The sequence below is a fragment of the Psychrobacter glaciei genome (assembly GCF_014652895.1).
Taxonomy (GTDB): Bacteria; Pseudomonadota; Gammaproteobacteria; order Pseudomonadales; family Moraxellaceae; genus Psychrobacter; species Psychrobacter glaciei.
Genome location: NZ_BMZR01000002.1, coordinates 503,706 through 526,766, shown reverse-complemented (window position 1 = coordinate 526,766; position 23,061 = coordinate 503,706). Strand labels below are relative to the sequence as shown.

Here is a 23,061-nt window from a genome sequence, read left to right as displayed (position 1 = left end):
AAAGGGAGAGCGTTAGCTCTCCCTTTTTCATTACATTATTCCTTACGGTATCTACCATCACCATAAGAGAGTATCTTCATACTGGTCGTACAAAGTTGACAGTCTATCTTACCAGCAGCGGCTTTAGATAAATCAAGAATGCGTCCTCGGATGAAAGGTCCTCTATCCGTAATTTTTACTATCACGCTCTGCTTTGTCTTTCTATTGGTCACTTGTACCTTCGTACCGAATGGCAACGTTCTGTGCGCCGCAGTCAAGGAGTTCATGTTGAAGATACTGCCACTGGCTGTGCGCTTACCATGAAACTTATTACCATAATAGCTGGTGTTACCGGCAAAAACGGTGGTAGTCAGCAGTAGTGATAAAGTGATAACTAAAGACTTGATGAAATAAGACATTTAATACCTTTAAATGATTTATAAAATAGACAGATAAGCTTGCCTATATTATTCATACTCCCTATGAGTATAAACATTATATTCATTTTACAATACATAGCTTGTCATATCCTTACCGTTCTGTAAAAGAACGCTAGAGGTCACATATTCACATATCGAAAATTAAGAAAATGGACCGTTAAAGTCCAAAATAAAGCACGAAATCCAAAGAAAAACTATTGTGTTGTAGACGATGTTAGCAGTGATTTAAGCAACGTCTTTATAGCGGTTAGGCCTTACAAAATAGCGGCTGTGGCTGAATTTTCCATCGATTTACTGAAATAACTTAGCGCTGTTGTGTTTTTAATAAAAATTGAGCATAAGTTGATGTAAATAAAAATTGCTAGATTCTTACATTTTTGTAAAGCGTACAACTTGAATATTATTCTAGGGCGTATCTTCACTTCAAAAATGGTATGTTGAATAAGTTGCGATGGTTTTAGTCGCTGCTGCCATGATTTTTTTTGGCGAGCGTTTCAGCCGTTTCCATGGCGAGATGTGTGCGATTAGAGAGAATTTTAGTTTTTATGATATTGAGTTTTTGGAGACGGCATTATTTGCACAAGATATGCTATGTTTGAAGAATGAGCAGTCAGATAAGGTGCCATCTGCATTGAGTAATAAAACCATGCCAATCAAAGTGACATTATGGCAACAGTTGTCAAAGAATAATAATGCCAAAATCGTTGTGAAATCTACCAATATAATGACGCAGGCGAAAAATTAAATATTCATTCATTATCCCCATATTATGTATTAACTGAATTTATTAGAAATAAATACGATAAGGAAAAACAATATGGCAGAGAAAAATTACTATGACATTTTAGGGGTCAAAAAAGACGCCTCAGACGCCGATATCAAGAAAAAATACCGTAAGCTCGTCCGTCAATTCCATCCTGATGTCAGTGATGATCCAGATGCTGATAATAAGATTGCTGTGATTAACAACGCTTATGAGACCATCCGCGATAAAGACAAGCGTGCTGAATACGATGCGATGCTAAACAATCCGTTTGCTGGTCAAGGTGGCGCTAGTGGTTTTGGTGGTCAATCAGCAGGCAGCGGGCAGGGTGGTTTCCGCTGGGAAGACATCAAAGACCAGTTTGGTGAGGGTGAAGCGTTTGGCGATGGTAGCTTTCGCTTCGATGATATCTTTTCTGCATTTGGTCGCGGTGCACGTGGCTCAACGAATGGGCAGGCAGGTGGTCGCTCTCAAAATGGAGGCTTTGACCAATTTGGTGGCGGTTTTGGGACACAAGATAGCAAGGGTCAAGACCAACATGCAGAGATTACCGTTGATTTGTCTTCGGTGTATAGCGGTGACGACTACAGTATTAAATTAAACGTTCCGGTTCGTCAGCCTAATGGCAGTGTCGATTACGAAAATAAAACCCTCAAAATTAAAATTCCTAAAGGCATCACTGATGGCAAACAAATTCGTTTGACAGGTCAAGGTGCGGCTGGCGGCGGTAATGGTAAAAACGGTGATTTATTTTTAAAAGTGAAAATCCGTCACGCAGACAATATTCGTATCGAAGGTGTTGATGTTTATCAAACCGTCAACATCGCCCCATGGGAAGCCGCGTTGGGTGAAAAAATCAACCTCACGACACCAGCAGGTACGCTTGGTGTGACGATTCCTAAAAATAGCAAATCCGGTAGCAACTTGCGCTTAAAAGGCAAGGGCATCCCCGCCAAGCAAGCGGGCGATTTGTATTTAACTTTAAACATCGTCAACCCTGATATCAGTACCGAAACCGCTACCCAAGCTTATGAGCAGCTGAAACAAGCTTTTTCTGATACCAATATCAGTCGTTAATGACCGCCAAGAAATACTTAAATCGAAGCAGAGATAAAGACCATACGATAACAATAAAATAAAGAGCAAACGAGGATAATCGCTATGAAACACTCGCCTGAATTTACCGATATTATCATGAGCTTAGATGAGCTAGTATCGGCCTGTGGCCAAGAGCGCCAATGGGTTATCGAATTGATTGAAGAAAACATCATCGAATATGATGTGCCAGAACGTGAGCAATTTACTGGCTATCAGCTAACGATTGTACGCCGCGCATCGCGTTTGAGTCGTGATTTTGAAGCCAGCGTGCCAGCGATTGGTTTGATACTAGAGCTATTAGGTGAGGTGGAGCAACTCCGCCAATTAAAACATCAGCTAGATATGCAAGCACCAGTGATTGAAGTGGATATTGAACACTCAAAGCATCCGCATTAGCAGTAAATAGTAGACAATAAAAAAGGGCCTTATTAGACCCTTTTTTATTGCCAGAATGAATAACGGGCTAAAACTTAACGAGAATACGTTGGATCAGCAGCTGCCGTAAATAGTACGTCAGTTGACGAATTCAGTGCTGTTTCTGCCGAGTCTTGTATCACACCGATGATAAAGCCAATTGCCACCACTTGCATGGCGATTTCGTTTGGAATACTAAACAAGCTCGCCGCCAATGGAATCAGTAGTAACGAACCACCAGCGACACCAGATGCACCGCAAGCACTAATCGTTGCCACCAAACTTAGCAGAAGCGCTGAAGCAAACGTCACTTCGATACCCAAGGTATGAGCAGCGGCGAGAGTGAGTACGTTGATCGTAATCGCCGCGCCTGCCATATTAATGGTCGCACCCAGTGGAATCGTCACTGAATAAGTATCTTCGTGCAGCCCAAGCTTACGTGCAAGGTTCATGTTGACGGGAATGTTGGCAGCCGAACTACGGGTAAAGAAAGCCGTGATTCCTGACTCACGCAGGCAAGTGAATACCAGCGGGTAAGGGTTTTTGCCAGTCTTAACAAGGACAATAATAGGGTTGGCGACCAAGGCGATAAATAGCATACAACCGACCAGCACCATCAAGATACGCGCATAACCAGCCAACGCGCCAAAGCCTGTCTCCGCGACAGTATTGGCAACCAAGCCTAAGATACCAAAAGGCGCTAAGGCAATGACCCATTTCACGACTTGTGAGATGGCATCTGCGAAATCACCGACGACAGTACGAGCCGTATCGCTGGCTTGACGCAGCGCAAAGCCAATGATGATTGCCCATGCCAATATACCAATATAGTTGGCTTCAGCAATGGCGCTGATAGGATTGGCCACCAAATTCATCAGCAGATTGGTCAACACCTCTTTTAAGTTCGCTGGTGGTACTTGCTCGATAGTAGCGTTCACCAACGTCAGCTCGGTCGGGAATAAGAAGCTTGCGCCCACCGCAGTCAGGGCGGCCAAAAAAGTGCCGAACATATACATAATGAGCACGGGCTTAACGAAGACTTCATTGCCGCTACGATGCTGACTAATCGCTGCGATAACCAAAGTAAATACCAGTATCGGTGCCACCGCTTTTAGTGCACCCACAAATAGCGTCCCTAACAAGCCTAGTGCTATACCAGTATCTGGTGCTAGCCAACCAATCAATACGCCTAATATCAAACCAATAATAATGAGCGGCACCAGCCCTATACGCTGGTACATCGCAATTAGTGAACGCATCTATACATCCTCGATTTAGTCAATACTCCAAATTATTTATAAATGATGACCGCATTAACCTTGCTTAAAATACGCAGTGTACGCTCGGTTGCTTGGTCGCCATTTTGAAATAATTCGACTGTAAATAAGACGTTTATAGTGAAAACAGAAAAATAATCGAAGGATGGTAGCATTTTTTAGGATAAGAGCCTACCTTTACCACCAACCGACATAGGCGGGACAGGTGAAGGTAGAGACTTAATATGAGAAAAATTGACGTGGATTCTCTGATGAGAAATCGTGCTTTTCGTGAGAAATGAGGAGAAGTTAGGGCGCAGGCTGCAACTTAAACTTTAAAATGAGTCAGCTCATAGCCTAATTGTTGATAGGCTTTATACTTATTACGACCTTCTTGAACACTGGTCGCGTCAGGTTTAATCAGCTCAAGAATACGGGTAGGTTGGGCATTGCTGGTTGCTTGCATAAAAGCATTAACGGGCTGTGCTGTTGTATTAATAACGATACCGTTGAAATCTGCTGGCATATAGCCGCCAAGCAATACAGGTGCTAATCGTTTGTTAATATCAACCTCAGGATCATCGCCTTCAGTATTGTTAGCTAAAAGGCGTTGATGCGGTATAAAGCTTGTCGCTTCTTGTGCCCATAGCGCCTCATCAAGCGTCGATGATAATTCTGCGTCATCACCCACCAGAATGAGCAGCGATTGGCTGCTTTTATTGAGTGCCGTTTGGGTCAACTGACAAATAAAGCCCAAGAAATCTTGGGCTTTACTGTCGCTTAATACATAAAAGCTAACTTTCATAAACTGATTTTCATAAGTTGGTTTTCGTCAACGGATTAGACCATATTCGCGCTGTTTTTTAAGTATTGCATAAATAGCGGCACAGGGCGACCAGTCGCGGCTTTATCTTTACCCGAGTTCCATGCCGTACCAGCGATGTCTAAATGCGCCCATGCTTGACCTTCTTCGACGAAGCGCGACAAGAAGCATGCAGCAGTGACGGCACCTGCACCTTTACCGCCGATGTTTTGCATGTCAGCGATAGGCGAGTCGATCTGTGCTTGATACTCGTCATCCAACGGCATATGCCAGATGAGATCGCCAGATAGGTTGCTGGCATTTTCTAAATCAAATAAGACATCTTCATCATTACTAAAGACAGCCGAGCGGACATGACCCAGTGCAACCACGCAAGCGCCGGTCAATGTGGCGACATCGATGATAGTTTTTGGTTGATAACGCTGTACGTAGCATAAAGTATCTGCCAATACTAAGCGACCTTCCGCATCGGTATTTAAGATTTCAACGGATTTGCCATTCATGGCTTTGACGATATCGCCTGGGCGCGTGGCATCACCTGATGGCATGTTTTCTGCACAAGCGAGAGCACCAACGACGTTGATCGGTAGACGCGCTTCACATAAAGCTTTTATCGTACCAAGTACAGACGCTGAACCACCCATATCAAATTTCATCTCATCCATCGCCGCACCGGGCTTGATTGAGATACCACCTGAGTCAAAGGTGACGCCTTTACCGACTAATACGATAGGCGCATCATCATTTGCTGCTTGCACAGTATCATCGTTCTTTTTAGAGGCTTTTTTGTTAGCAGCCTTAGTTGGTAGTTTATCAGCCAATGCTTTTAGGCCACTAACTTTGGCACTGCTAGTCGTGGATTTACCAGCATCGGCGCTAAAGTTTGACTTACCGCGATACTCCATGAGTACCAGCTTACCTTCTTTGGTAGAGCCTTGCGCGACTGCCAAGAAGCAATCCATGCCCAGCGCTGACATCTCGTCTTCACCCAGTACCGTGACTGTTAATAGGTCAGGGTAGGTTGCTGCTAGCTCTTGTGCTTGTTCTGCCATGTAAGCTGGGAAGCAGATGTTGCCTGGTTCATTGGCTACATCGCGAGTCAAGCTTTGACCAGCAAATACTGACTCTGCGAATTCTAATGCTGGTTGTAGTGATTCGTCAGCTAGTAGATAAATATCAGTTAGCTCAGGCGTGCTTTGCTCAGATTTGTATTTGTCAAAACGATAGGTCGCGGCCAACAGATTGAGGGCAAACTGACCAAATTGGTTTTCTTCAAGCGTGTCGCCTAACGCAACGGTGATAGAGGCAACCCGTTTTTGTGTGCTGCTATAGATAGTTTGAGTGATTTTTTGCAAGACCGTATTGTTGAGCTTATCAACGTTGCCAACACCGACCAATAATAGCTGGATAGGGTTTTGCTTAGTGGTTTTTTTATCACCCGCTAATGCATAATCAACTACCGTTTCGCCAGCTTTACCGTTGAAGTGCGAGACTTCGATCAATTGTTCGATACGGGTGCTATAGTCTGCCAATACCGATTGAGCAAGGATGTTTTTTTTGTCATCGATTAGGACGACTAGGCAGGCCTCATCTTTATTTTTGGCTTCTTTTTTTAGAATTTTTTGAGTATGAGTTTTTGGCAGGTGCTGAGATAATTTAATATTCATATAGTTATCCTTATTAGAGTTATAAATTTAGAAGTGCAAATCAGTGATGAAGACAATATCAGCATTTTACTACTCTTATGTCGTCTCACTATTTTTTAAATTTTTAAATTGCTTATTATTGTAGTGTAGCATATCAGCGAATCGCTGCGCAGTCGGCAAGGGTTAGGTAATGTTTTCGTTTAAATTTGCTGCGCTATCTTGCTAAGGCGTATGGGACGTTCTACGACGAGTCTGCTAGTAACTGACAAAGAGTCAAAAGCGAGCTAAAAGCAGGCAACCGCCATACTAACGAATGTATGACGATTACGCACAGTGACATTAACCATTAACCATTAACCAAGTCGTCAGTCGCAACCAAAGCCGCAAATCTATCTTGCAAGGCCGCCATGGCAGTATCGTGCATCACTTCAGCGCTGATACCCTCTCTTTTAGCATTAGGAAGTGCGCGAGTGGCACAGGCATCATGGCAAACAAAATTATCAAAGCCTAAATCAAACGCTGCTCTGACGCTAGAGCTGACACACATATGACTCATAAAGCCCGCAAAAATAATCTGTTTTTTTCCGGTCGCTGAGATAAGTGCTTGAAGCTGAGTGTCATGAAAGGCATTAGGATGCTTTTTGGTGATTATTTTTTCGCCATCCATTGGTTTTAGCTCGTCCACAATAGCGACGTTAGCAGACAATGGGTCAAAAACATTGCCATTGTCTTCGCCATGATGAGCGATATGAAAGATAGGAACGTCTTGTTTACGGGCTTTATCAAGCAATAGGCGCGCGTTTGCAGTGGCTTTGCTGCCTGCTTGACCTAATGGCATGGCGCCATCGACATATTCGTTTTGATAATCAATAAAGACGATAGCGCAGTTTGACCAATCAAGGGTATCAAATTCGCCACCAGCCAGCTCAAGTAGGGTAGAGGGATTAGACATTTTATTTATGCTCCAATAATTGTGGTAGAGATGAGTATTGACAATCAATCAGTCTAGCAATTAATGCTACTCATATTTGTGACTTGATACGAATGACAAACAAACCTTTCTAAAAGCAAAAACACTGGCTAATTAAATTGACGCAATACCGCAGCCAGTCATGTCTTATCATTTATGCGATTTATTGACTACTGGTAACGTCTACCAGTGTTTATTCATACTGAATCATGCGTCATCAGCAAGGCTTGGGTGATTTTTTAGCACACATTTCACAGTCATTTTTTATCAAAATATGCTAGCATTAGCGGTTACGTTTATCGCTTATCTTTATATCATTTGACTTATAAGTGGCACCGTTACGTTGATATCTATTTAAGTGTTTGTCTGTTTAGGCATTTGAGTAGCATTACGCTGGTCATACCATACTATTGCGCTTGCCTCTGTCAGTCAGCACGCGATACACCGTCCACATATCCACTGTTAAAGAGTACCTATTGTGATATTACGCCGCTACATGACCCAACAAGTTGCCTCAACCACCGCTTTGGTATTGGGGTTTTTGGTGGTTATGATGCTTGGTGGCCGTCTGATACGTTACTTTGGCATTGCCGCAGAAGGCAATCTAGATATCAGCTTATTATTTACCATCATTGGTTATAACTTGCCGTATTTTTTAGAGCTGATTTTGCCCTTGGCTTTTTTTATTGCTCTAATGCTGGTGTTTGGGCGCTTATATGTCGATCAAGAAATGGCGGTTATCAATGCCAGTGGTGTTTCCCGCGGCAAGCTGGCTCGGCTGATGACTCCTTTGATACTGGCCTTATTCGTTGGCGAGGCTGCATTATCAGTCGTCGGCAAGCCGTGGGGTGTACGCTCATCTGAGGCTATTTGGCAGCAGCAAGCCTTTACCAGTGCTTTTGATTTGATTCGCCCCAATGAGTTTATCAGTAGTGGCAATTATCATCTTTATGTTGGCAGCCTTAGCGACGACAAAAAACAGCTACAAGATGTGATACTTATTCAGTCTGAGCCAAAAGCTAAAGGTAGCAACGCCAAAGCGGCTGCCATGAATGTCGATAATACGATTGATCCTGAAACCGCAGAACAATTAGCGATTCCAGATGTACCGCAAGCGCTGATAAGCAAGGGCGATAAAAACATCAGTAAAGACACCATTACTTTGGCCAAAAGAGCCGAGCAAGTACAGACAGGTGACAAGGGCGTGACCCAGTTGGATTTATTCCAAGGGCGTCGTTACGAGGTCGGCGCGGGCAGCTTGAAGTATAACCAAGTCGGCTTTGATCGCTATCGCATTACCTTGACGGAATCCTCACAAGATGTGATTACCGAAGACAATATCGAAACCCAAGCAATCGGACCGTTATGGCAAGCGGCCACTGGCAGTGCCCAGTTCGGTGGTGAAAATGCGCTGCGTGCGGCACAGGGTGAGCTTGGCTACCGTTTTGCTTTGCCGTGGCTGATGATTATCGCGCCGATGCTCGCTGTACCACTGGCGCAAGTACGTCCGCGCCAAGGTCGTTGGTTACGCCTATTTCCTTCGATTCTATTGTTTGTCAGCTGTGCGCTGGGTATCATTTCACTCAAAAACGCCGTGAGCAAAGGCAGTGTGAGCGTTTGGGCGTATGCTTGGCTGATTCTAGGATTTATGGTATTGGCACTTTATATGAATTGGGGTAGCCGTGTGCAGCACCGATTGCGCTTTCGCAAACCAGAGAACGGGTCTCTAACAGTTGCCGATCATCAAAGCAGTGGCTCACAAGGAGGGCAGTCCTCATGAGTGCTTTATTCTCTAAATCTCCCAATGCTGACTCGCAAAACGTGAATGCTAAGTTTGCCAAAAAACCTGCCAATCTAAAAGTCCTTAGCCGTTACGTCAAACTGAATGCTTTGCTAGCAATCGTCGGAGCGGTTATAGGTCTGTGGGCATTACAACTGGTATTTTCTTATTTGTCTGAGCTGGATTCGTTAGATGATAGCTATACAATGGGTGAAGCGATTAAATATATCTTTTATCGCTCACCTTATTTTTTAGAGCAGTTTATCCCGACGGGTGCATTGCTCGGTGCGGTTGTGGGCTTGGGTTTACTCGCCAATAAAAGCGAGTTGGTCGTCATGCGCGCCGCTGGCGTCAGCGTTTATCGCATCGTTGGCTGGGTATTACAGCCTGCTTTGATTTTTGTACTGCTCGCCTTGCTCATCAATCAGTTTATTTTGCCGCACTCTAATCAATTGGCAAAAGAGATCAACGATGAAGACAGCACTTCGTTGGTCACATCGGTGCGCGGTTATTGGACAGTGCAACCACGTTTTGAGAATACAAAAGCTGGTCGTACCAAGCCGGATGGTAGCGATATTTTGTATATCGATTATGCCGATGTGCAAGGCAATATCGGCGAGGTCAAACGTTGGCATTTAGACAATAATGGCAATCTACAAACGGCTGTTCACGCTGAGGGCGGGCAATATATTGGTCGCGAACCTTTGGATACAGTCAGTAGCGAGCCGAGCGAGCAGTATCGTTACGAGTGGGCGTTGAATAACATGACCAAGCTGATGATTAATCAAGGCTTTGAGAGTAGCCAAGCGATCTCGCCGTCAGATACCTTAAGCTTGCCCTTTGCGCCTGAATCAGTATATTTGCTCACCCGCAAAGCCGAAGATCTGTCATTGACCCAGTTGTACGAGCATCGTCAGTTTATGCGCCAACAAGGTCAACGCTCTTTGAGTCATGAGCTGGCATTTTGGCAAAAATTGCTATCACCATTATCGATATTGTCGTTGGTGATCGTCGCCTGCTCATTTGTCTTTGGCTCACTGCGGACGCATAGCTTGGGCTTGCGTATCGTGGTGGCATTATTGTTCGGCTTGCTGTTTAGTTATGTGCAAGACTTGGTTGGCTTTGTTTCATTGGCGACTGGATTTTCGCCACTGTTGATGGTGCTACTACCGATCATTGCCAGTGCGATATTGGGTGGATATTTGCTTAAACGGCAGATGTAGTTAAGTGTAATCTGCTACAAAGAAGCCCGCTAAAACTATATATTTTAGCGGGCTTTTTATTTGTGTCATGTTCAAAAATTTATATCATTCACAAAAATTAGAGTAGCAAGGAAAAAGAGTACAAGTACTACGCATTGTAGGCTAAGCGATTTTGACACAGCTAATCGTATTTTTGGCGTTTGGTATTAGTCTTTGGTCGCCATCGTAATCGTATAGGTTTTGCCTTGCTTGATTTTGTCGCTATTGCCAAACACTTCGGTAAATGAGCGTTTCACGAATTGGCGCAAACCATTGATTGTTACCACATAAAAGCGGCCACCTTTACGCATACGGGCATATGCATCGAGGAAGTACAAATAATGCTGCTCTTTGCCCACTTTGGCTGGCAAGTTCGACATCACAAGGCTAAAGTCTTTGTCTTTTGCCACGTGATTGAAGCCGTTTGATAAATGTACATCGACATTTTTTAGACCGTTTTTCTCGCAATTTAGGCGCGCATATTCTACCGCCATAAAGTCTTTATCAATCAATGTATGCAGACCATTCGGACATTCACGCGCCGCCGTCATGCCAAGCACGCCATAGCCACAGCCCAAATCGATTGAGTCATCATCCGCTTCAAAGTCAATATAATCAAGCAGCATCAAGCTACCATCATCGAGCTTTTGCGGTGAAAAAATACCCCACGTGGTCGAAAAATCAAACGGCTTGCCCAGTACATCTTGGCGAAAGTTAATGTCTTCGCGCCAATGTTGGGCACTTTTCAACAGGTCAGCAGGGGGTCTATGGCTCATGAGATTCTCAGATAATGGATAAGTAAAAGGCGGTGCATTGCTCAGTTATGCAGCGTGCACATCATACGCGTATTGTAACGAGAAAAGGGCGGGTTTGCAGCTATGGATTGATGAAATTATAGCGAGGTTTGTATAAGAGTAGGGTATAACTTGCGTCTCTTAATCAAGATAATATCTACCATCGGTGCGCGAGGCGCACCCTACAATTGATATGTATGCTAAAAGCCTAGCCTACACATGCTTTTGCTATCGCTACCTTCCGTTGTCTATCTGTCTATTGGAGCTATATTTGGTTTACTATAGAATGAATATAAAAGGTCTCAAGGATAAGTATGAATACTACAAAAAAAGGCGATGATTTTGAGGAGGTGATATATGAACTATTTTTAAAAGAGATTAAAGATAATAAAACTATAATAAATCCCAATGCTCATATCAAAACATTCAGGAAGAAAAGGTATTACTCAAGATATAGAGAAAAAGATATTGAGTTTGATATTGCCATAGAGGTATATCAAGACGTCGGGCTTCCTAACATGTCCAATTTATTACTAATCGAATGTAAAGACTATAAAGGTGCGGTAGGTGTAGACCAACTAGGAAAATTTCTAGATGATATTCGAGATATTTCAGAAGGCGAGCTGACTTATAAAATACGTCCAATAATGGCGATTAGCTCTAATCTTGCTGAAGGAGCTTTCAATAAAGCAAAAAATAGAGGTGTAGGACTCGTAAAGTTAAACAGTGAAAGAAAACTGACGCATATACTAAATCGTAAATATAGATATCAGGATTTTGATAGTAAATACGATATGGAAAGTATTTTTGTTAAAGGAGAACTCCCGAAATCAAGTAATCTATCTTATATGATGTACGCACAAAACCAATGGTTCTTTGGAATAGAAGACTATATAAAATTCTTGATGGGGCAACCATTTAATAACTCTAATCAAAAGGTAGCTTTCATTCCTAAAGAAGGATTAGAAGATTTAGCCGGAAGCCTATTGATGGAAATTAATTATTCAGACGGTTTAGTCAATTTAGATGAAATACTCCTACTTGATGCCTTGTCTCATATAACAATTCTTAAAGATGCAACAGATCACAACCACCAATTACTTGGGAAAATAGATTTTATTCAACAAGAAATTTATTTGTATAAACAGAGCGATGACAACTTACATAGAGATGGATTTACGTTAGCGCATGAGCTTTCTCATATCCTGTTAGATCATGGTAGATATTTGATGAAAGATGTCTTGTTGACTGAAGACCTGAATGGAGAAGGTGAAAACAAAAGCGAATTTATTAGCAAGTTAGAGTTTCAAGCAAACTATTTGGCATCTTGTATTCTAATGCCTAAAACGTCTTTCTTAGAGCATTTTCTGGAGATTTATACCAGATTAGGTCTAAAACCTAGGGGGAAAGTATTTTTATACAATGATAAGCAGGAATACAACAAAATTATGGTAAACAACGTACTAGTAGGACTCTCTAGATATTTTAACGTGTCAAAAAAAGCAGTTGAGATTAGGCTTAAAGACTTAGGAATATTATTTGATGATTCCAATTTTACAAAATAATGATATCAACCTTACTCTCGCAAACGCTTCTTAAGCAAATGATCAAATATAAACGGCCCAAATGGTAAAAATGAGCCGAGAACACCTGCAGGCATTGCCCACAGCGGCATTTTTATTTTGCTGGTTGCAATCAACAGTATCAAAATATAGGCGATAAACAATGCCCCATGCGCCATACCGATATATTTCACTGCCTCAGGAATACCCATCATATATTTTAGTGGCATGGCGATACCAAGCAATAATAAAAAAGAAGTGCCTTCTAAGTAACCCATGATGGTCAGGTTTTTAAGGGCAGAATTTTGCCCTTTTGTTAGGGTAGGCAGAGTAGATGGCTGAGCTTGCAACACGTTTTATTCCTTTTACAATCATCAATAAATAGTCAGTTTTAATTTTAACCGCGCGGATGATGCTCCGCATGCAACTTCTGCAATCTTGCCGTCGCCACATGGGTATAAATCTGCGTGGTAGACAAATCACTATGCCCAAGCAATAGCTGCACGCTACGTAAGTCCGCGCCATGATTGAGTAGATGGGTAGCAAAGGCATGGCGTAGCGTATGCGGTGATAACTCTTTATCGATACTAGCAACTTTGGCGTACTTTTTAAGCAAATACCAAAAGTTCTGCCGCGTCATGTAGCCACCTTGCGCAGTCAAAAAAACCGCTTGGCAATTGCCAGATTTCAAATGCGCAATCAAATCACCACGAGCATGCGCCAGATAATCTTCCAACGCGTCCGTAGCATATTCACCTAATGGTACCAGTCGCGTTTTATTGCCTTTCCCTGTGATTTGTAGCCAGCCAGAGTTTAAATTGACTTGTTCTAGTGACAGATTAATCAACTCGCTAACCCGTAGACCGCAGGCATAGAGCACTTCTAGCATGGCTTTATCACGGAGTCCTAGCGCGGTGCTGGTATCGGGTGCAGCGAGTAGATTATCAACATCGCCCTCTGCCAAATCTTTGGGTAACGGTCGTCCCAGCTTTGGGCTTTTGATACGCTCGCAAGGATTGTCTTCGCGTAGATTACTGGCAATCATCCATAGATAAAACTGACGCAAGCTTGAGAGCATACGTGCTTGGGTACGTGGGGTTTTGCCATCCTGGGTAAGCGTTGATAAGCAGTGCAGCACGTCATCAGGCTGCCAGCGGGTCAGGGCGATAGGATTGGTCAGCTCGCAAGAGCGCAAGTCGCGCACATAAGCATTACGCGTCCGCGTGGCGAGACCGCGCGCCAGCATGGCTTGACGAAACTCAGTGATATAAGTTGGTTCGTCGTCTACTGCCAGCGCTTTTGGATGGCGCTGTTGCACGGCACGGTCGCGGCTCATAAAATAATACTCAATTATTAAATATTAGGCAGGTTCTAAACACCATAATGAGGTAATTTCTGCACTACGCGCTGCATATAGAGGATCCGTATCGTCTTGGCTGCGACCATGCTTAGGTGTGGTATCGAGACGGTATTTTACTTTCAAACCGCTATCTACAAACCAGTCTAGTAATTCATCACGAGTACGTAGCTGTAGATGTTCCGCCAAATCCGACAGAATCAACCAGACTTCTCCTCGCTTAGCTAAATGAGTTTTCGCGTCTTGCAAAAACCCACGCAGCATCGCGCTATTGGCATCATAAACAGCGTACTCTAAAGGCGAGCTTGGCTTAGCAGGTAACCAAGGCGGATTACAGACAATCAGATTGGCGAGTGGCGCATCAGTCGGATACAAATCTGCTTGCTGCAACTGTACGTTAGCCAATTGTAGGCGTGTAAAGTTTTCACTGGCACAAGCCAAAGCACGTGGATTCAAATCCGTTGCTATTACTTGCGGAACACCACGCTGCGCTAAGATAACGGCGAGTAAACCAGTGCCAGTACCGATATCATAAGCAACCTCATGAATTTTTGGCAGTGGTGCATCAAGCAGTAGCGGTACATACTCATGCCGTGTTGGCGCAAAGACACCATAATGCGGGAATATCGATAGACCTAGGCTTTCAATTGGGACGCCTTTTTCGCGCCACTGCGCTGCACCAAGCGCCCCTTGCAAATCACGAAATGATAGCACGCATGATTCGTCTATCGTTTTATCCAACTGGCCAAAAGCTGCTGTGCAGGCCGCACTGACATCAGGGGCGCGGCGTAGCTGGCTGACATAATTGGCATCAAGCTCTAGTAGCAAACGGCTTAATATGCGCGAGCGTTGAGCTTGGATTTGGCGCTGCTGATGAAATAGGTTAGGAATTTTATTAGCGTTTGCTGTATTAGATTCAGCCGCAGATTTATTGGCCGCTTTCTTTATTTTGCGCTGCTCGGAGCGCTCATTGGTACGCTCGATGCGCCGAGCGAGGGCTTGTAGTAATTGCTTGGCATTATGAAAGTCACCACGCCACAGCAGCGACGTGCCTTCGCAAGCCAAGCGGTAAGCCTCATCTGCGGTCGTTTTGTCGTCGACCAATACAATACGCGCAGGCGGTAGATGATTGCTTTCCGATAACCAGCGGGCATTATGGAAAGTGTCGTTTCCGTCTGTGTTTTCGAGCCACTGCACATACTGTTTTTCGGTTGGTAACACGTTATCTACCTTTAATTTGTGAATGGTATGTTTGGTACAAAGCAAAGATATCTTGATGCTATATAGAGCTAATTGAATGCGTTCAAATGTTCTTTTTCTTAACCAAATAACGATAAAGCGTGGCGCTGATTGGCGCATCCTCATCGCCAGCGACCGTTATTTCATCGGGATCGATACTTAGATCTACATTTTCAGCCAGCGTTTCTTGCTGGACAAGCTCATGCCCCAAATGACGGCAGAAATTAGGAATGTCACGAGTGGTAGCTGGGTCGGTAGCGAGTATTTCAATCACCTCTCCAGCATCGGCTTTGCGGATGGTTCGATGCAGCATCATGACTGGCTCAGGACAGATCAGCCCTTGGGTATCTAAATGATGATTGATCGTCGTTTGCGTGGTAGAAGTGTTCATAATAGTCATTCAAGTCGATAGTATAAGGTGAAAGTTTTTTGCGTCATTTATAAGTATATTTTTATAAGCATGTTTTACGCTTCTTCAGCGATTTCAGTGTCTTTTTCTACTTCTAAAAAATTAAAAAAGCGCTTAAAGCTCACTTTAAATAAAAACGCCACACCTAGCCAACAAGATAAGCCTAACCAGGCGGTATCAGCGAATAATAATCCACCAATCAATATAATGGTCGAGACGCCAATACTCATGGCAATCATTGACGCTTGGTTTAAGCGATAACGATAAATCACCAGCGCATCATAAATAGTAATAGGAATCGTAAGGGCAACCAAGGCATAGGGCAGGTTATAGAAAAGTTGATAAAGCAGCTGATTGTCATGAAAGGCTTTGATACTGGCAATGGTGCCAAAGACCACAAAGGCGAGAATGGCGGCATAAATAAGATAAATCGCTATTTGATTCGCTCGCTGGGCGCCTTTGATACGGGCGATGGCAAGCGGCGCAAAACCATGTTGCGATTTTTTTTGCAGAGAGTGGTCTGAGACAGTGGTCATAATAATCAGGCATTTATCCGTGTAGAGTGACGATATGTCAGAAATTGGCGCTGTTTCAATAGCAGGCTTGTCGCTGATTTAATCGGCTTTGATGGCGTCGATGGCGATACTGCTACTCGGGTCAGCAAAGTAAGTCGACATCAGAATACAGGCAGAGATGTCATCGATTGGGTCGCGTTCATGCTTAATCCAACCATTATCCCACGCGATTTCTCGTGCTGCGACAGAGGTCAGGCGCTCATCACAGAGTGACACTACCACCGGTAGATGCTGTTCCATGACTCGATGCGCCAGACGACGGGCAAATTTATGCGCACGCTTCGACAGCATTGAGCTGCTACCATCCATATTAAGCGGCAACCCCACCACCACTTTTGTTACACCCCAGACTTTGATAATACCTAGCAGATTATCCCAGTCCGGTTGACCATTATTCATGGCTAAAATATCAAAGGCACGCGCAGTCTCGGTAATGGTGTTGCCTAGCGCCATCCCCATTTTTTTAACCCCGTAATCGAGCGCCAAAATAAGATGAGGCTTAATAACTGGTTCCACCACAGAAGTGTCAGCAGTTTCGATTTCAGTGCTAGTATCAGACTCTACCATCATTATGCGCGCTTCCTGTTTCTGTTGGGCGTGATTCATTTGGCTTAACGGCTTTAATTTGAATGCGGTTTTGATTTAAACGGATAATTTAACAATCATAACCAATCATTAAGCATGACCAATATCACTACTAAGGTAGTCAAAGTTAACGCCAATCTTATCAGCGGCGATTTGCCAACGTTCTTCAAATGGCGTATCAAATAATAAATTCAGATCAGCAGGACAGACGAGCCAGTCGCCACTAGCAAGCTCTTGATCGAGCTGTTTTTTACCCCAACTGGCATGACCTAAGCACAGCTGATAATGACCAACGCCTTGACCGGCGGCGATACGCTTGAGGATATCTTGACTGGTGGTAATACAGACATTCTCTGAAATCGCAAAAGACGATGCCCATTCTGGTTGACCCGTATGCAGCACAAATCCAACCTCGGGATACATCGGGCCGCCTTCTAATGCCACATCTTCCATCACTTGTGCATCCGTCACTTCAATGTCTAAATCTTCTAGCAGTTTGCCCACACGTGCCTGCTCTAATGGACGATTAACCATCAGACCGAGTGCACCGTGTTTATCATGACGGCAAATATAAATCAGCGCCTGCTCAAACCTTGGGTCTGACAGTTCTGGTGCCGCGATTAAGAAATGATGGGTCAAATTGGCTTTAGACATAGAGACAAATGCAACCTAGTATTAAAGGTAAAATAACAGAGATGACACACCACTATATGGCGATACTGAGGTGAAAATCAACCAAAGCAAATATTTAGCGGTTATGAGATGCTAGGGCGTGTCCTCATTTTTAAAATGAGGACACGCCCTAATAACGACAAGGTTCTTTACTTAACGTCCGTTAATAAACTGCGGGCGTGGTCGCGGGTAACGTCAGTGATGATCACACCACCAGACATGCGTGCCAGCTCATCGATTTGCGCGCTATCGGTCAGTATTAATAGCTCGCTTTCGGTTTGCTCGTCATGGTGTTTTTGTACCAAGATATGCTGATGCGCTTGCGCCGCAACTTGTGCTTGGTGAGTAATGGCCAGTAACTGCTGCGTCTGCCCAAGCGCGCGCAGCAGCTCACCGACCACTTGCGCCGTGCCGCCACTGATACCGACATCGACTTCATCAAATACCAGCATGGGCTTGGCAGCATTATTGTCAGCATTGGTTGCTTGTAATACCTGCATCACCAGTGCCATTCGTGACAGCTCGCCGCCTGAAGCGATTTTATGTAGTGGTTGCATCGGCATGCCGACATTGGCGCTAAATAATAGGTCAATATCATAGCAACCTTGCGCATTATATTGGCTAGGTTCGGTCTTTTTGGTAAAGACAAACTCGCAACGCGCATTGGGCAAAGCTAGCGGTTGTAACTGTTTAACCAGCTGCTTGCTGACAGTGGGCGCAGCTTTTGAGCGCTCTTTATTTAGCTGCGTTGCTAGCGCAAGGTAATCTTTCCAAGCCTGTTCAATTTGCACTGCCATGGCATCGCTGCTTGGCTCGTTTTCTAGCTGCTCTAATTGCGTCTCCCAACCTTTGGCTTCCTCGATTAAGTCACTCGCTGGCAAGCTATGTTTACGCGACAAACGATGACCTAAGCTGATAAGACTATCTAGCGTTTGCAAACGCTCAGGGTCGGGCAGTTGTTGTTCAGCATAATCTGATAGTAAGCCTGTTACCTCAGTGATTTGCTGCTGCGCTAAATGCAGTTGCTCAGAGGCTTGCTCAAAGGTTTGACTGACGCTCATTTGGTTATCACAAAGCTTAATCGCCTGTCCGAGCAAGGTCATGACATCTGGCTCATCCGTGTCATTGTCAAGCAGATGCAAGCCATGACTGGCCTCGATCATCAAGGCTTCGATATTAGACAGCTCTTCGTGCTCCGCTTCGACTTCTGCATAATCAACCGCCAATAACGGCGCAATGTCAGCTAATTGACTCTGCAATAATTGCATACGGTCTTGGCGCTGAGCCTCACGGCTCGCAATTTCATCCGCACGGCGTTTGAGTTGCTGATAGGCTTGATAGCTGCTGGTCGTTTGTACAGCAAGTGGCGTGATTTGTGCCATCTCATCAAGCCATTGCACCACAAACTGCGGCTTAAGGAGCGCTTGCTGAGCATGTTGGCTATGAATATTAACCAGTAACGTACCGAGGTTTTTCAGTTCAGCCAAACTGACTGGCGTGCCATTCAACCACGCTTTTGAGCGTCCGGTATTGCTGAGCTGACGACGAATCAATACTTCTGGTTCTTCTAATGGTCGGTCATTTTTGGCGAACCAATCGGCGACGACGCTGTTATTTTCTACATCAAACTGGGCGTAAATATCAGCGTGCGCCGCGCCATGTCTGACCATCGCACTGTCTGCACGTTCGCCTGCACATAAAGATAGCGCATCCAGTAATAGCGACTTGCCAGCGCCCGTTTCACCAGTGATGACATTAAAGCCTTCAGCCACACTCAACTCATGCTGAGCGATCAACGCAAACTGATGTAAAGTTAATGATACAAGCATCAACGCCTCTCATGACAGACAATTGACCTCGCATGAAATCATAAGAGGCCATATCTAAAATAGGATAAATAAAGGAATGAAGTCGTTCAGTTGATAATGTTAGTGAGACAAATATGGTTGGCAAATAGTATGATGTTAAATGCAATTAAATACAAATTTTAAAGCCATTAAATCCTGCAAGTTAACCTAAAAAGACTGTCATAAAAATTCATTAAGCTTATGATAAATCAGTGATTACTATCTTAATGATGGTCTTTGTAACGGCAATAATAGGGAGGATAACCCTAATTAGGAGTCACTGTAATAGCAGGGTGTCAGTATAGTAGCGCATCAGCAATAATAGCGCTCAACGCTTCAATCTTATAGGCGCAAGCCGATAATCTAAACATGAATCATCAAGCGTTCTTTAACCTAAAAATCAAATCAAATTTTCATTGCCGCTGTAACAAACTTTATAGATATAATGTGGTAGCATAATCTCACATAATGATAAACTCTTACCACTAGATTTTTAATCATTGTGCGTCATGACGTGTTGTTACCATATCGCAAATGAATAGTACAACCTAGGTAGAGTAAGCAATTAAATTCGTTACTTATTTTTTAGTTTGGCAATAATTATTTGATAAGGAAGCCACTATGACAGCGGCGCAATTTACCAGTGTAACAGTCAACGCCCAAGCCACGATATCGTATGATGGTCGTTGCTCAAGCCATACCATTATGTTTGAGGATGGTCGGCATAAAACATTAGGTGTGATCTTACCTTGCGACAACTTGGTTGAGCATTATCACTTCAGTACTAACACTTCCGAACGTATTGAGATCATCAGCGGCGAGTGTGAAGTCAAAATAAATGGTGATGAAGAATTCAGCTACTATCGTGCGGGACAATCATTCGTCGTTGAAGGCAATAGTGGTTTTAACTTACGCACAGAGGAAATCGTGCAGTATATCTGTCATTTAGAAGGTTGAGACTATCCCAAGTTAAAGTTTTTAAAAGACAATTTATAACGCCTAAGCCCTCAAAAAGAAATAAATCTTGCGATAAGGTTTATTTCTTTTTTTTGGTAACATTATTTTTTAAGCCCTTGATTAGTTGCTACAATTATCGTCATATTTCCCCTTTCTATCGCAGTGTGCGATACCCACTTTATAATCGGCAGTCCTATTATGGCAAAACCCATTTATTTCTATGGCATTCATGCTATTGACGCGTTACTCGAACACCGTCCTCTTGATGGCCTTAGCTTGTTTGTACAGCAAGGTCGCGAGAGTGACAGTCATGTCCGAGCGATTATGGCGCAGGCAGCAGACAATGGCATCAGCATTCAACCGACACAAAAAGACAAGCTCACGCAATTGTGTGGCAGTCCGCAGCATCAAGGCGTGGTGCTGAATGCGCGTCCGTTAGGTTTCGCTGATGAAGGCTTGCTTGATATTATTATCGGCCGCGAACAGTGCTTGTTATTGGTCTTGGATCAAATCACTGATGCACATAACTTTGGTGCGTGCTTGCGTACTGCTGTCGCGATGGGTGTTGATGCGGTGGTTTGTCCGAAACATCATGCGGCTAGCCTTACGCCTACGGTTGCTAAGGTATCGGTAGGGGCGGCAGAAATGATGCCTATTATTAGCGTCACCAATTTGGCACGTACACTATCGCAAATTAAAAACGCAGGTGTTTTTGTATTCGGTACGGCACTCAATGCAGAGGCGAAGCCGATACATGAGGCAGATTTGACGGGCAAGACGGCGATGATTATGGGGTCAGAAGGAGAGGGCATGCGCCGCCTGACGACAGAGAGCTGTGATGAGCTGGTTTATATTCCGATGTCAGGCAATGAACATGGCAACTTACAAAGTCTAAATGTAAGTGTTGCCACGGGCATGGCGCTGTATGAGGTTAATCGGCAGCGTACTTTAGCTGCTGGGCAAGCGTAAGATAGCTCTGATGTAGCGGCTCTAATTTTAGGTAGAGATCAACCAGATTACCATCATTAAGCACGACATCATCGGCGTGCTGATTGCGCTCTTCACGACTTAGCTGATTGACCATAATGGCTTTAATTTTTTGTACGCTTTGTTCATCTCGTTGGCTGGCACGGGCTAGCTGAGTATCTACCGCGGCATCCATGACTAAAATACGCTGGCACAAGTTAGCCAGACCCGCCTCCGCCGCTTCAATAAGTAGTGGCGCTGACAACACCACATAAGGTGAGGTACTGGCGGCCAGCTGTAATTTTGCGGTTTCACGTATCGCTGGATGGGTAATCGCCTCTAGCTCAATGAGTGCCTCAGGGTGGGTAAACACATGAGTGCGCACGGCGGCACGATCCATTTCACCATTGTCATTTAATACCCAATTACCAAACTTCTTCTGGATTTTGCGTAGGGTTGAGCTGCCTTTAGCAACGACCTGATGAGCAATGACATCCGCATCAATAATATCAATGCCTTGTTCAGCGAACCAATCACTGGCAGCAGACTTGCCACTACCGATGCCCCCGGTTAAGCCAATGACTAAGGTTTTGCTTTTCTTCTGCGGGGTCTGAGGCTCATAAGAATAAGGTGAAGATGCTTGTTTTGACATAATAATGACTTATCTGCTCGATATAATGACAGTGATGGTTATAAGTTGAGACAGTATTTTGATGCTTATTTTAAGATTTGATGTTTACGTTAAGAGGAGCGATCAAAACACTTTCTAAGACAATCTAGTAAGTATACATGCCGAGATACCAATTGACGATATCTGAGCCATATAATAAAGCAACAATACCAGCGATAGCGATGTAAGGGCCAAAGGCAAACGGCTTGCTCTCACCTTGTTTCTTCATCAAGATAATCCCAACGATTGAGCCGAGTAGGGAAGACAGTAAAATAATCAATGGCAACATCATAGGCCCAAGCCAAGCACCCAATACCGCTAGTAGCTTAAAGTCGCCCTGTCCCATACCGTGTTTTTTGGTGATGAGGAAAAATACCTTCACCACTATCCATAGTGATAAAAATCCAAACAATAAACCCCAAATAGACTGAGTTGGCGAGACAAACCAGCTTTGCGAATTGACGGCCAACCCTAAGCCCGCTAAAGGAAAGGTTAGGCGATCTGGTAGTAGTTGGGTATCAAAATCAATACCGGTTAACGCAACCAATGTCCATACTAAAACTAAGGCTGATAACCCAGCAGCACTGACCCCAAACTGATAGATGACCAATATTGACAGCAATGCAGTCACTAGCTCAACCACAGGGTAACGCAGGCCAATATTGGCTTTACAGTCTGAGCAGCGCCCTCGTAACACTAGCCAGCTTACTAAGGGTATGTTTTCGTACCACTTTATTTTGTGCGCGCAGTGAGGACAGCGTGACGCTGGTCGACTCAACGTAATAGGGGTGTCCGCTGCGACGATATCGGTCAACGGTACGGTATGCTCTTGCGGCATGTCTGCTTGCTGAGACATAAATTCACTGCATTCTTGACGCCAGCTATAGATCATCATCAGTGGCATACGGTGAATCGCCACATTTAAAAAACTGCCCACACAAAGGCCCAACAGGCCAAATACGACCAACGCTGCCGTCATATCACTTTGTAGTAATTCTATAAATTGCATTAAGTAGCT

At 44.1% G+C, this 23,061-nt stretch carries 24 protein-coding genes; 8 read left to right on the top strand and 16 right to left on the bottom strand.

Annotated elements, in window-relative coordinates:
• Nucleotides 1–35 precede the first annotated feature (35 nt).
• Nucleotides 36–398 carry a septal ring lytic transglycosylase RlpA family protein gene (locus tag IE130_RS06980; RefSeq protein WP_189583719.1) on the bottom strand — a complete coding sequence of 121 codons (363 nt, stop codon included), beginning with the start codon at nt 396–398 and terminating at the stop codon, nt 36–38.
• Nucleotides 399–870: 472 nt separating this feature from the next.
• Between IE130_RS06980 and IE130_RS06975 the strand changes: the two genes are divergently transcribed.
• From IE130_RS06975 to IE130_RS06965, 3 genes are all read left to right on the top strand, one after another.
• Nucleotides 871–1,164, top strand: coding sequence for a hypothetical protein (locus tag IE130_RS06975; protein ID WP_189583716.1), 294 nt, complete (start codon nt 871–873; stop codon nt 1,162–1,164).
• Nucleotides 1,165–1,236: 72 nt separating this feature from the next.
• Nucleotides 1,237–2,259 carry a DnaJ C-terminal domain-containing protein gene (locus IE130_RS06970; RefSeq protein ID WP_189583713.1) on the top strand — a complete coding sequence of 341 codons (1,023 nt, stop codon included), beginning with the start codon at nt 1,237–1,239 and terminating at the stop codon, nt 2,257–2,259.
• A gap of 84 nt (nt 2,260–2,343) precedes the next feature.
• Nucleotides 2,344–2,676, top strand: a complete 333-nt coding sequence (locus IE130_RS06965; RefSeq protein ID WP_189583697.1) for a chaperone modulator CbpM — start codon at nt 2,344–2,346, stop codon at nt 2,674–2,676.
• Between the two features lie 74 nt (nt 2,677–2,750).
• Here IE130_RS06965 and sstT read toward each other — a convergent pair whose 3' ends face one another.
• The 4 genes from sstT to IE130_RS06945 form a co-directional block, all read right to left on the bottom strand.
• A complete protein-coding gene (gene sstT / locus IE130_RS06960) occupies nt 2,751–3,953 on the bottom strand; it encodes a serine/threonine transporter SstT (RefSeq protein WP_189583694.1) in 1,203 nt (400 codons plus the stop codon).
• 325 nt (nt 3,954–4,278) lie between these two features.
• Nucleotides 4,279–4,755, bottom strand: a complete 477-nt coding sequence (locus tag IE130_RS06955) for a DNA polymerase III subunit chi (RefSeq protein ID WP_189583691.1) — start codon at nt 4,753–4,755, stop codon at nt 4,279–4,281.
• Between the two features lie 35 nt (nt 4,756–4,790).
• Complete coding sequence (locus tag IE130_RS06950; RefSeq protein WP_189583688.1) at nt 4,791–6,440, bottom strand: leucyl aminopeptidase; 1,650 nt, start codon at nt 6,438–6,440, stop codon at nt 4,791–4,793.
• Nucleotides 6,441–6,765: 325 nt separating this feature from the next.
• Nucleotides 6,766–7,371 (bottom strand): cysteine hydrolase family protein, encoded by a 606-nt coding sequence (locus IE130_RS06945; RefSeq protein ID WP_189583685.1) that lies wholly within the window; start codon nt 7,369–7,371, stop codon nt 6,766–6,768.
• Between the two features lie 514 nt (nt 7,372–7,885).
• Between IE130_RS06945 and IE130_RS06940 the strand changes: the two genes are divergently transcribed.
• Both IE130_RS06940 and lptG read left to right on the top strand, forming a co-directional pair.
• Nucleotides 7,886–9,169: an LPS export ABC transporter permease LptF gene (locus tag IE130_RS06940; protein WP_189583682.1), complete on the top strand. Its 1,284-nt coding sequence runs from the start codon at nt 7,886–7,888 to the stop codon at nt 9,167–9,169.
• Nucleotides 9,166–10,392 (top strand): LPS export ABC transporter permease LptG, encoded by a 1,227-nt coding sequence (lptG, locus tag IE130_RS06935; protein ID WP_189583679.1) that lies wholly within the window; start codon nt 9,166–9,168, stop codon nt 10,390–10,392. The genes IE130_RS06940 and lptG overlap by 4 nt, the downstream gene beginning before the upstream one ends.
• A 185-nt stretch (nt 10,393–10,577) precedes the next feature.
• Here the strand turns inward: lptG and IE130_RS06930 are convergent, their stop codons facing one another.
• Nucleotides 10,578–11,186, bottom strand: a complete 609-nt coding sequence (locus IE130_RS06930; RefSeq protein WP_189583676.1) for a class I SAM-dependent methyltransferase — start codon at nt 11,184–11,186, stop codon at nt 10,578–10,580.
• A 332-nt stretch (nt 11,187–11,518) separates the two neighbouring features.
• Here IE130_RS06930 and IE130_RS06925 point away from each other — a divergent pair, with 332 nt between their 5' ends.
• Nucleotides 11,519–12,769 carry an ImmA/IrrE family metallo-endopeptidase gene (locus IE130_RS06925; protein ID WP_189583673.1) on the top strand — a complete coding sequence of 417 codons (1,251 nt, stop codon included), beginning with the start codon at nt 11,519–11,521 and terminating at the stop codon, nt 12,767–12,769.
• Nucleotides 12,770–12,780: 11 nt separating this feature from the next.
• Here the strand turns inward: IE130_RS06925 and IE130_RS06920 are convergent, their stop codons facing one another.
• The 8 genes from IE130_RS06920 to recN form a co-directional block, all read right to left on the bottom strand.
• Complete coding sequence (locus tag IE130_RS06920; RefSeq protein WP_189583661.1) at nt 12,781–13,119, bottom strand: DUF3817 domain-containing protein; 339 nt, start codon at nt 13,117–13,119, stop codon at nt 12,781–12,783.
• A gap of 44 nt (nt 13,120–13,163) precedes the next feature.
• Nucleotides 13,164–14,102, bottom strand: coding sequence for a site-specific tyrosine recombinase XerD (xerD, locus tag IE130_RS06915; RefSeq protein ID WP_189583658.1), 939 nt, complete (start codon nt 14,100–14,102; stop codon nt 13,164–13,166).
• A 24-nt stretch (nt 14,103–14,126) separates the two neighbouring features.
• Nucleotides 14,127–15,344: a methyltransferase gene (locus IE130_RS06910; RefSeq protein WP_189583655.1), complete on the bottom strand. Its 1,218-nt coding sequence runs from the start codon at nt 15,342–15,344 to the stop codon at nt 14,127–14,129.
• Between the two features lie 82 nt (nt 15,345–15,426).
• A complete protein-coding gene (gene tusA / locus IE130_RS06905; RefSeq protein ID WP_010197717.1) occupies nt 15,427–15,753 on the bottom strand; it encodes a sulfurtransferase TusA in 327 nt (108 codons plus the stop codon).
• 74 nt (nt 15,754–15,827) lie between these two features.
• Complete coding sequence (locus IE130_RS06900; RefSeq protein WP_189583652.1) at nt 15,828–16,307, bottom strand: hypothetical protein; 480 nt, start codon at nt 16,305–16,307, stop codon at nt 15,828–15,830.
• Between the two features lie 78 nt (nt 16,308–16,385).
• Nucleotides 16,386–16,916, bottom strand: a complete 531-nt coding sequence (gene ruvX / locus IE130_RS06895) for a Holliday junction resolvase RuvX (RefSeq protein ID WP_373299638.1) — start codon at nt 16,914–16,916, stop codon at nt 16,386–16,388.
• Between the two features lie 105 nt (nt 16,917–17,021).
• Nucleotides 17,022–17,585, bottom strand: coding sequence for a YqgE/AlgH family protein (locus IE130_RS06890; RefSeq protein WP_010197721.1), 564 nt, complete (start codon nt 17,583–17,585; stop codon nt 17,022–17,024).
• A 167-nt stretch (nt 17,586–17,752) separates the two neighbouring features.
• Nucleotides 17,753–19,432 carry a DNA repair protein RecN gene (gene recN, locus IE130_RS06885; RefSeq protein ID WP_189583648.1) on the bottom strand — a complete coding sequence of 560 codons (1,680 nt, stop codon included), beginning with the start codon at nt 19,430–19,432 and terminating at the stop codon, nt 17,753–17,755.
• A gap of 639 nt (nt 19,433–20,071) precedes the next feature.
• Between recN and ppnP the strand changes: the two genes are divergently transcribed.
• Together ppnP and rlmB are read left to right on the top strand one after the other, a co-directional pair.
• Entirely contained in the window at nt 20,072–20,407 is a 336-nt protein-coding gene (gene ppnP, locus IE130_RS06880; RefSeq protein WP_010197725.1) for a pyrimidine/purine nucleoside phosphorylase, read from the top strand.
• Nucleotides 20,408–20,605: 198 nt separating this feature from the next.
• Nucleotides 20,606–21,376: a 23S rRNA (guanosine(2251)-2'-O)-methyltransferase RlmB gene (gene rlmB, locus IE130_RS06875; RefSeq protein ID WP_010197727.1), complete on the top strand. Its 771-nt coding sequence runs from the start codon at nt 20,606–20,608 to the stop codon at nt 21,374–21,376.
• On the opposite strand, the gene coaE is transcribed toward rlmB, so the two are convergent.
• Complete coding sequence (coaE, locus tag IE130_RS06870) at nt 21,339–22,025, bottom strand: dephospho-CoA kinase (RefSeq protein WP_189583645.1); 687 nt, start codon at nt 22,023–22,025, stop codon at nt 21,339–21,341. The two genes, rlmB and coaE, sit on opposite strands and share 38 nt — an antisense overlap.
• Nucleotides 22,026–22,149: 124 nt before the next feature.
• The gene (locus IE130_RS06865; RefSeq protein ID WP_189583642.1) at nt 22,150–23,052 is read right to left on the bottom strand and encodes a prepilin peptidase; all 903 of its coding nucleotides are present in this window, start codon (nt 23,050–23,052) and stop codon (nt 22,150–22,152) included.
• Nucleotides 23,053–23,061 lie beyond the last annotated feature (9 nt).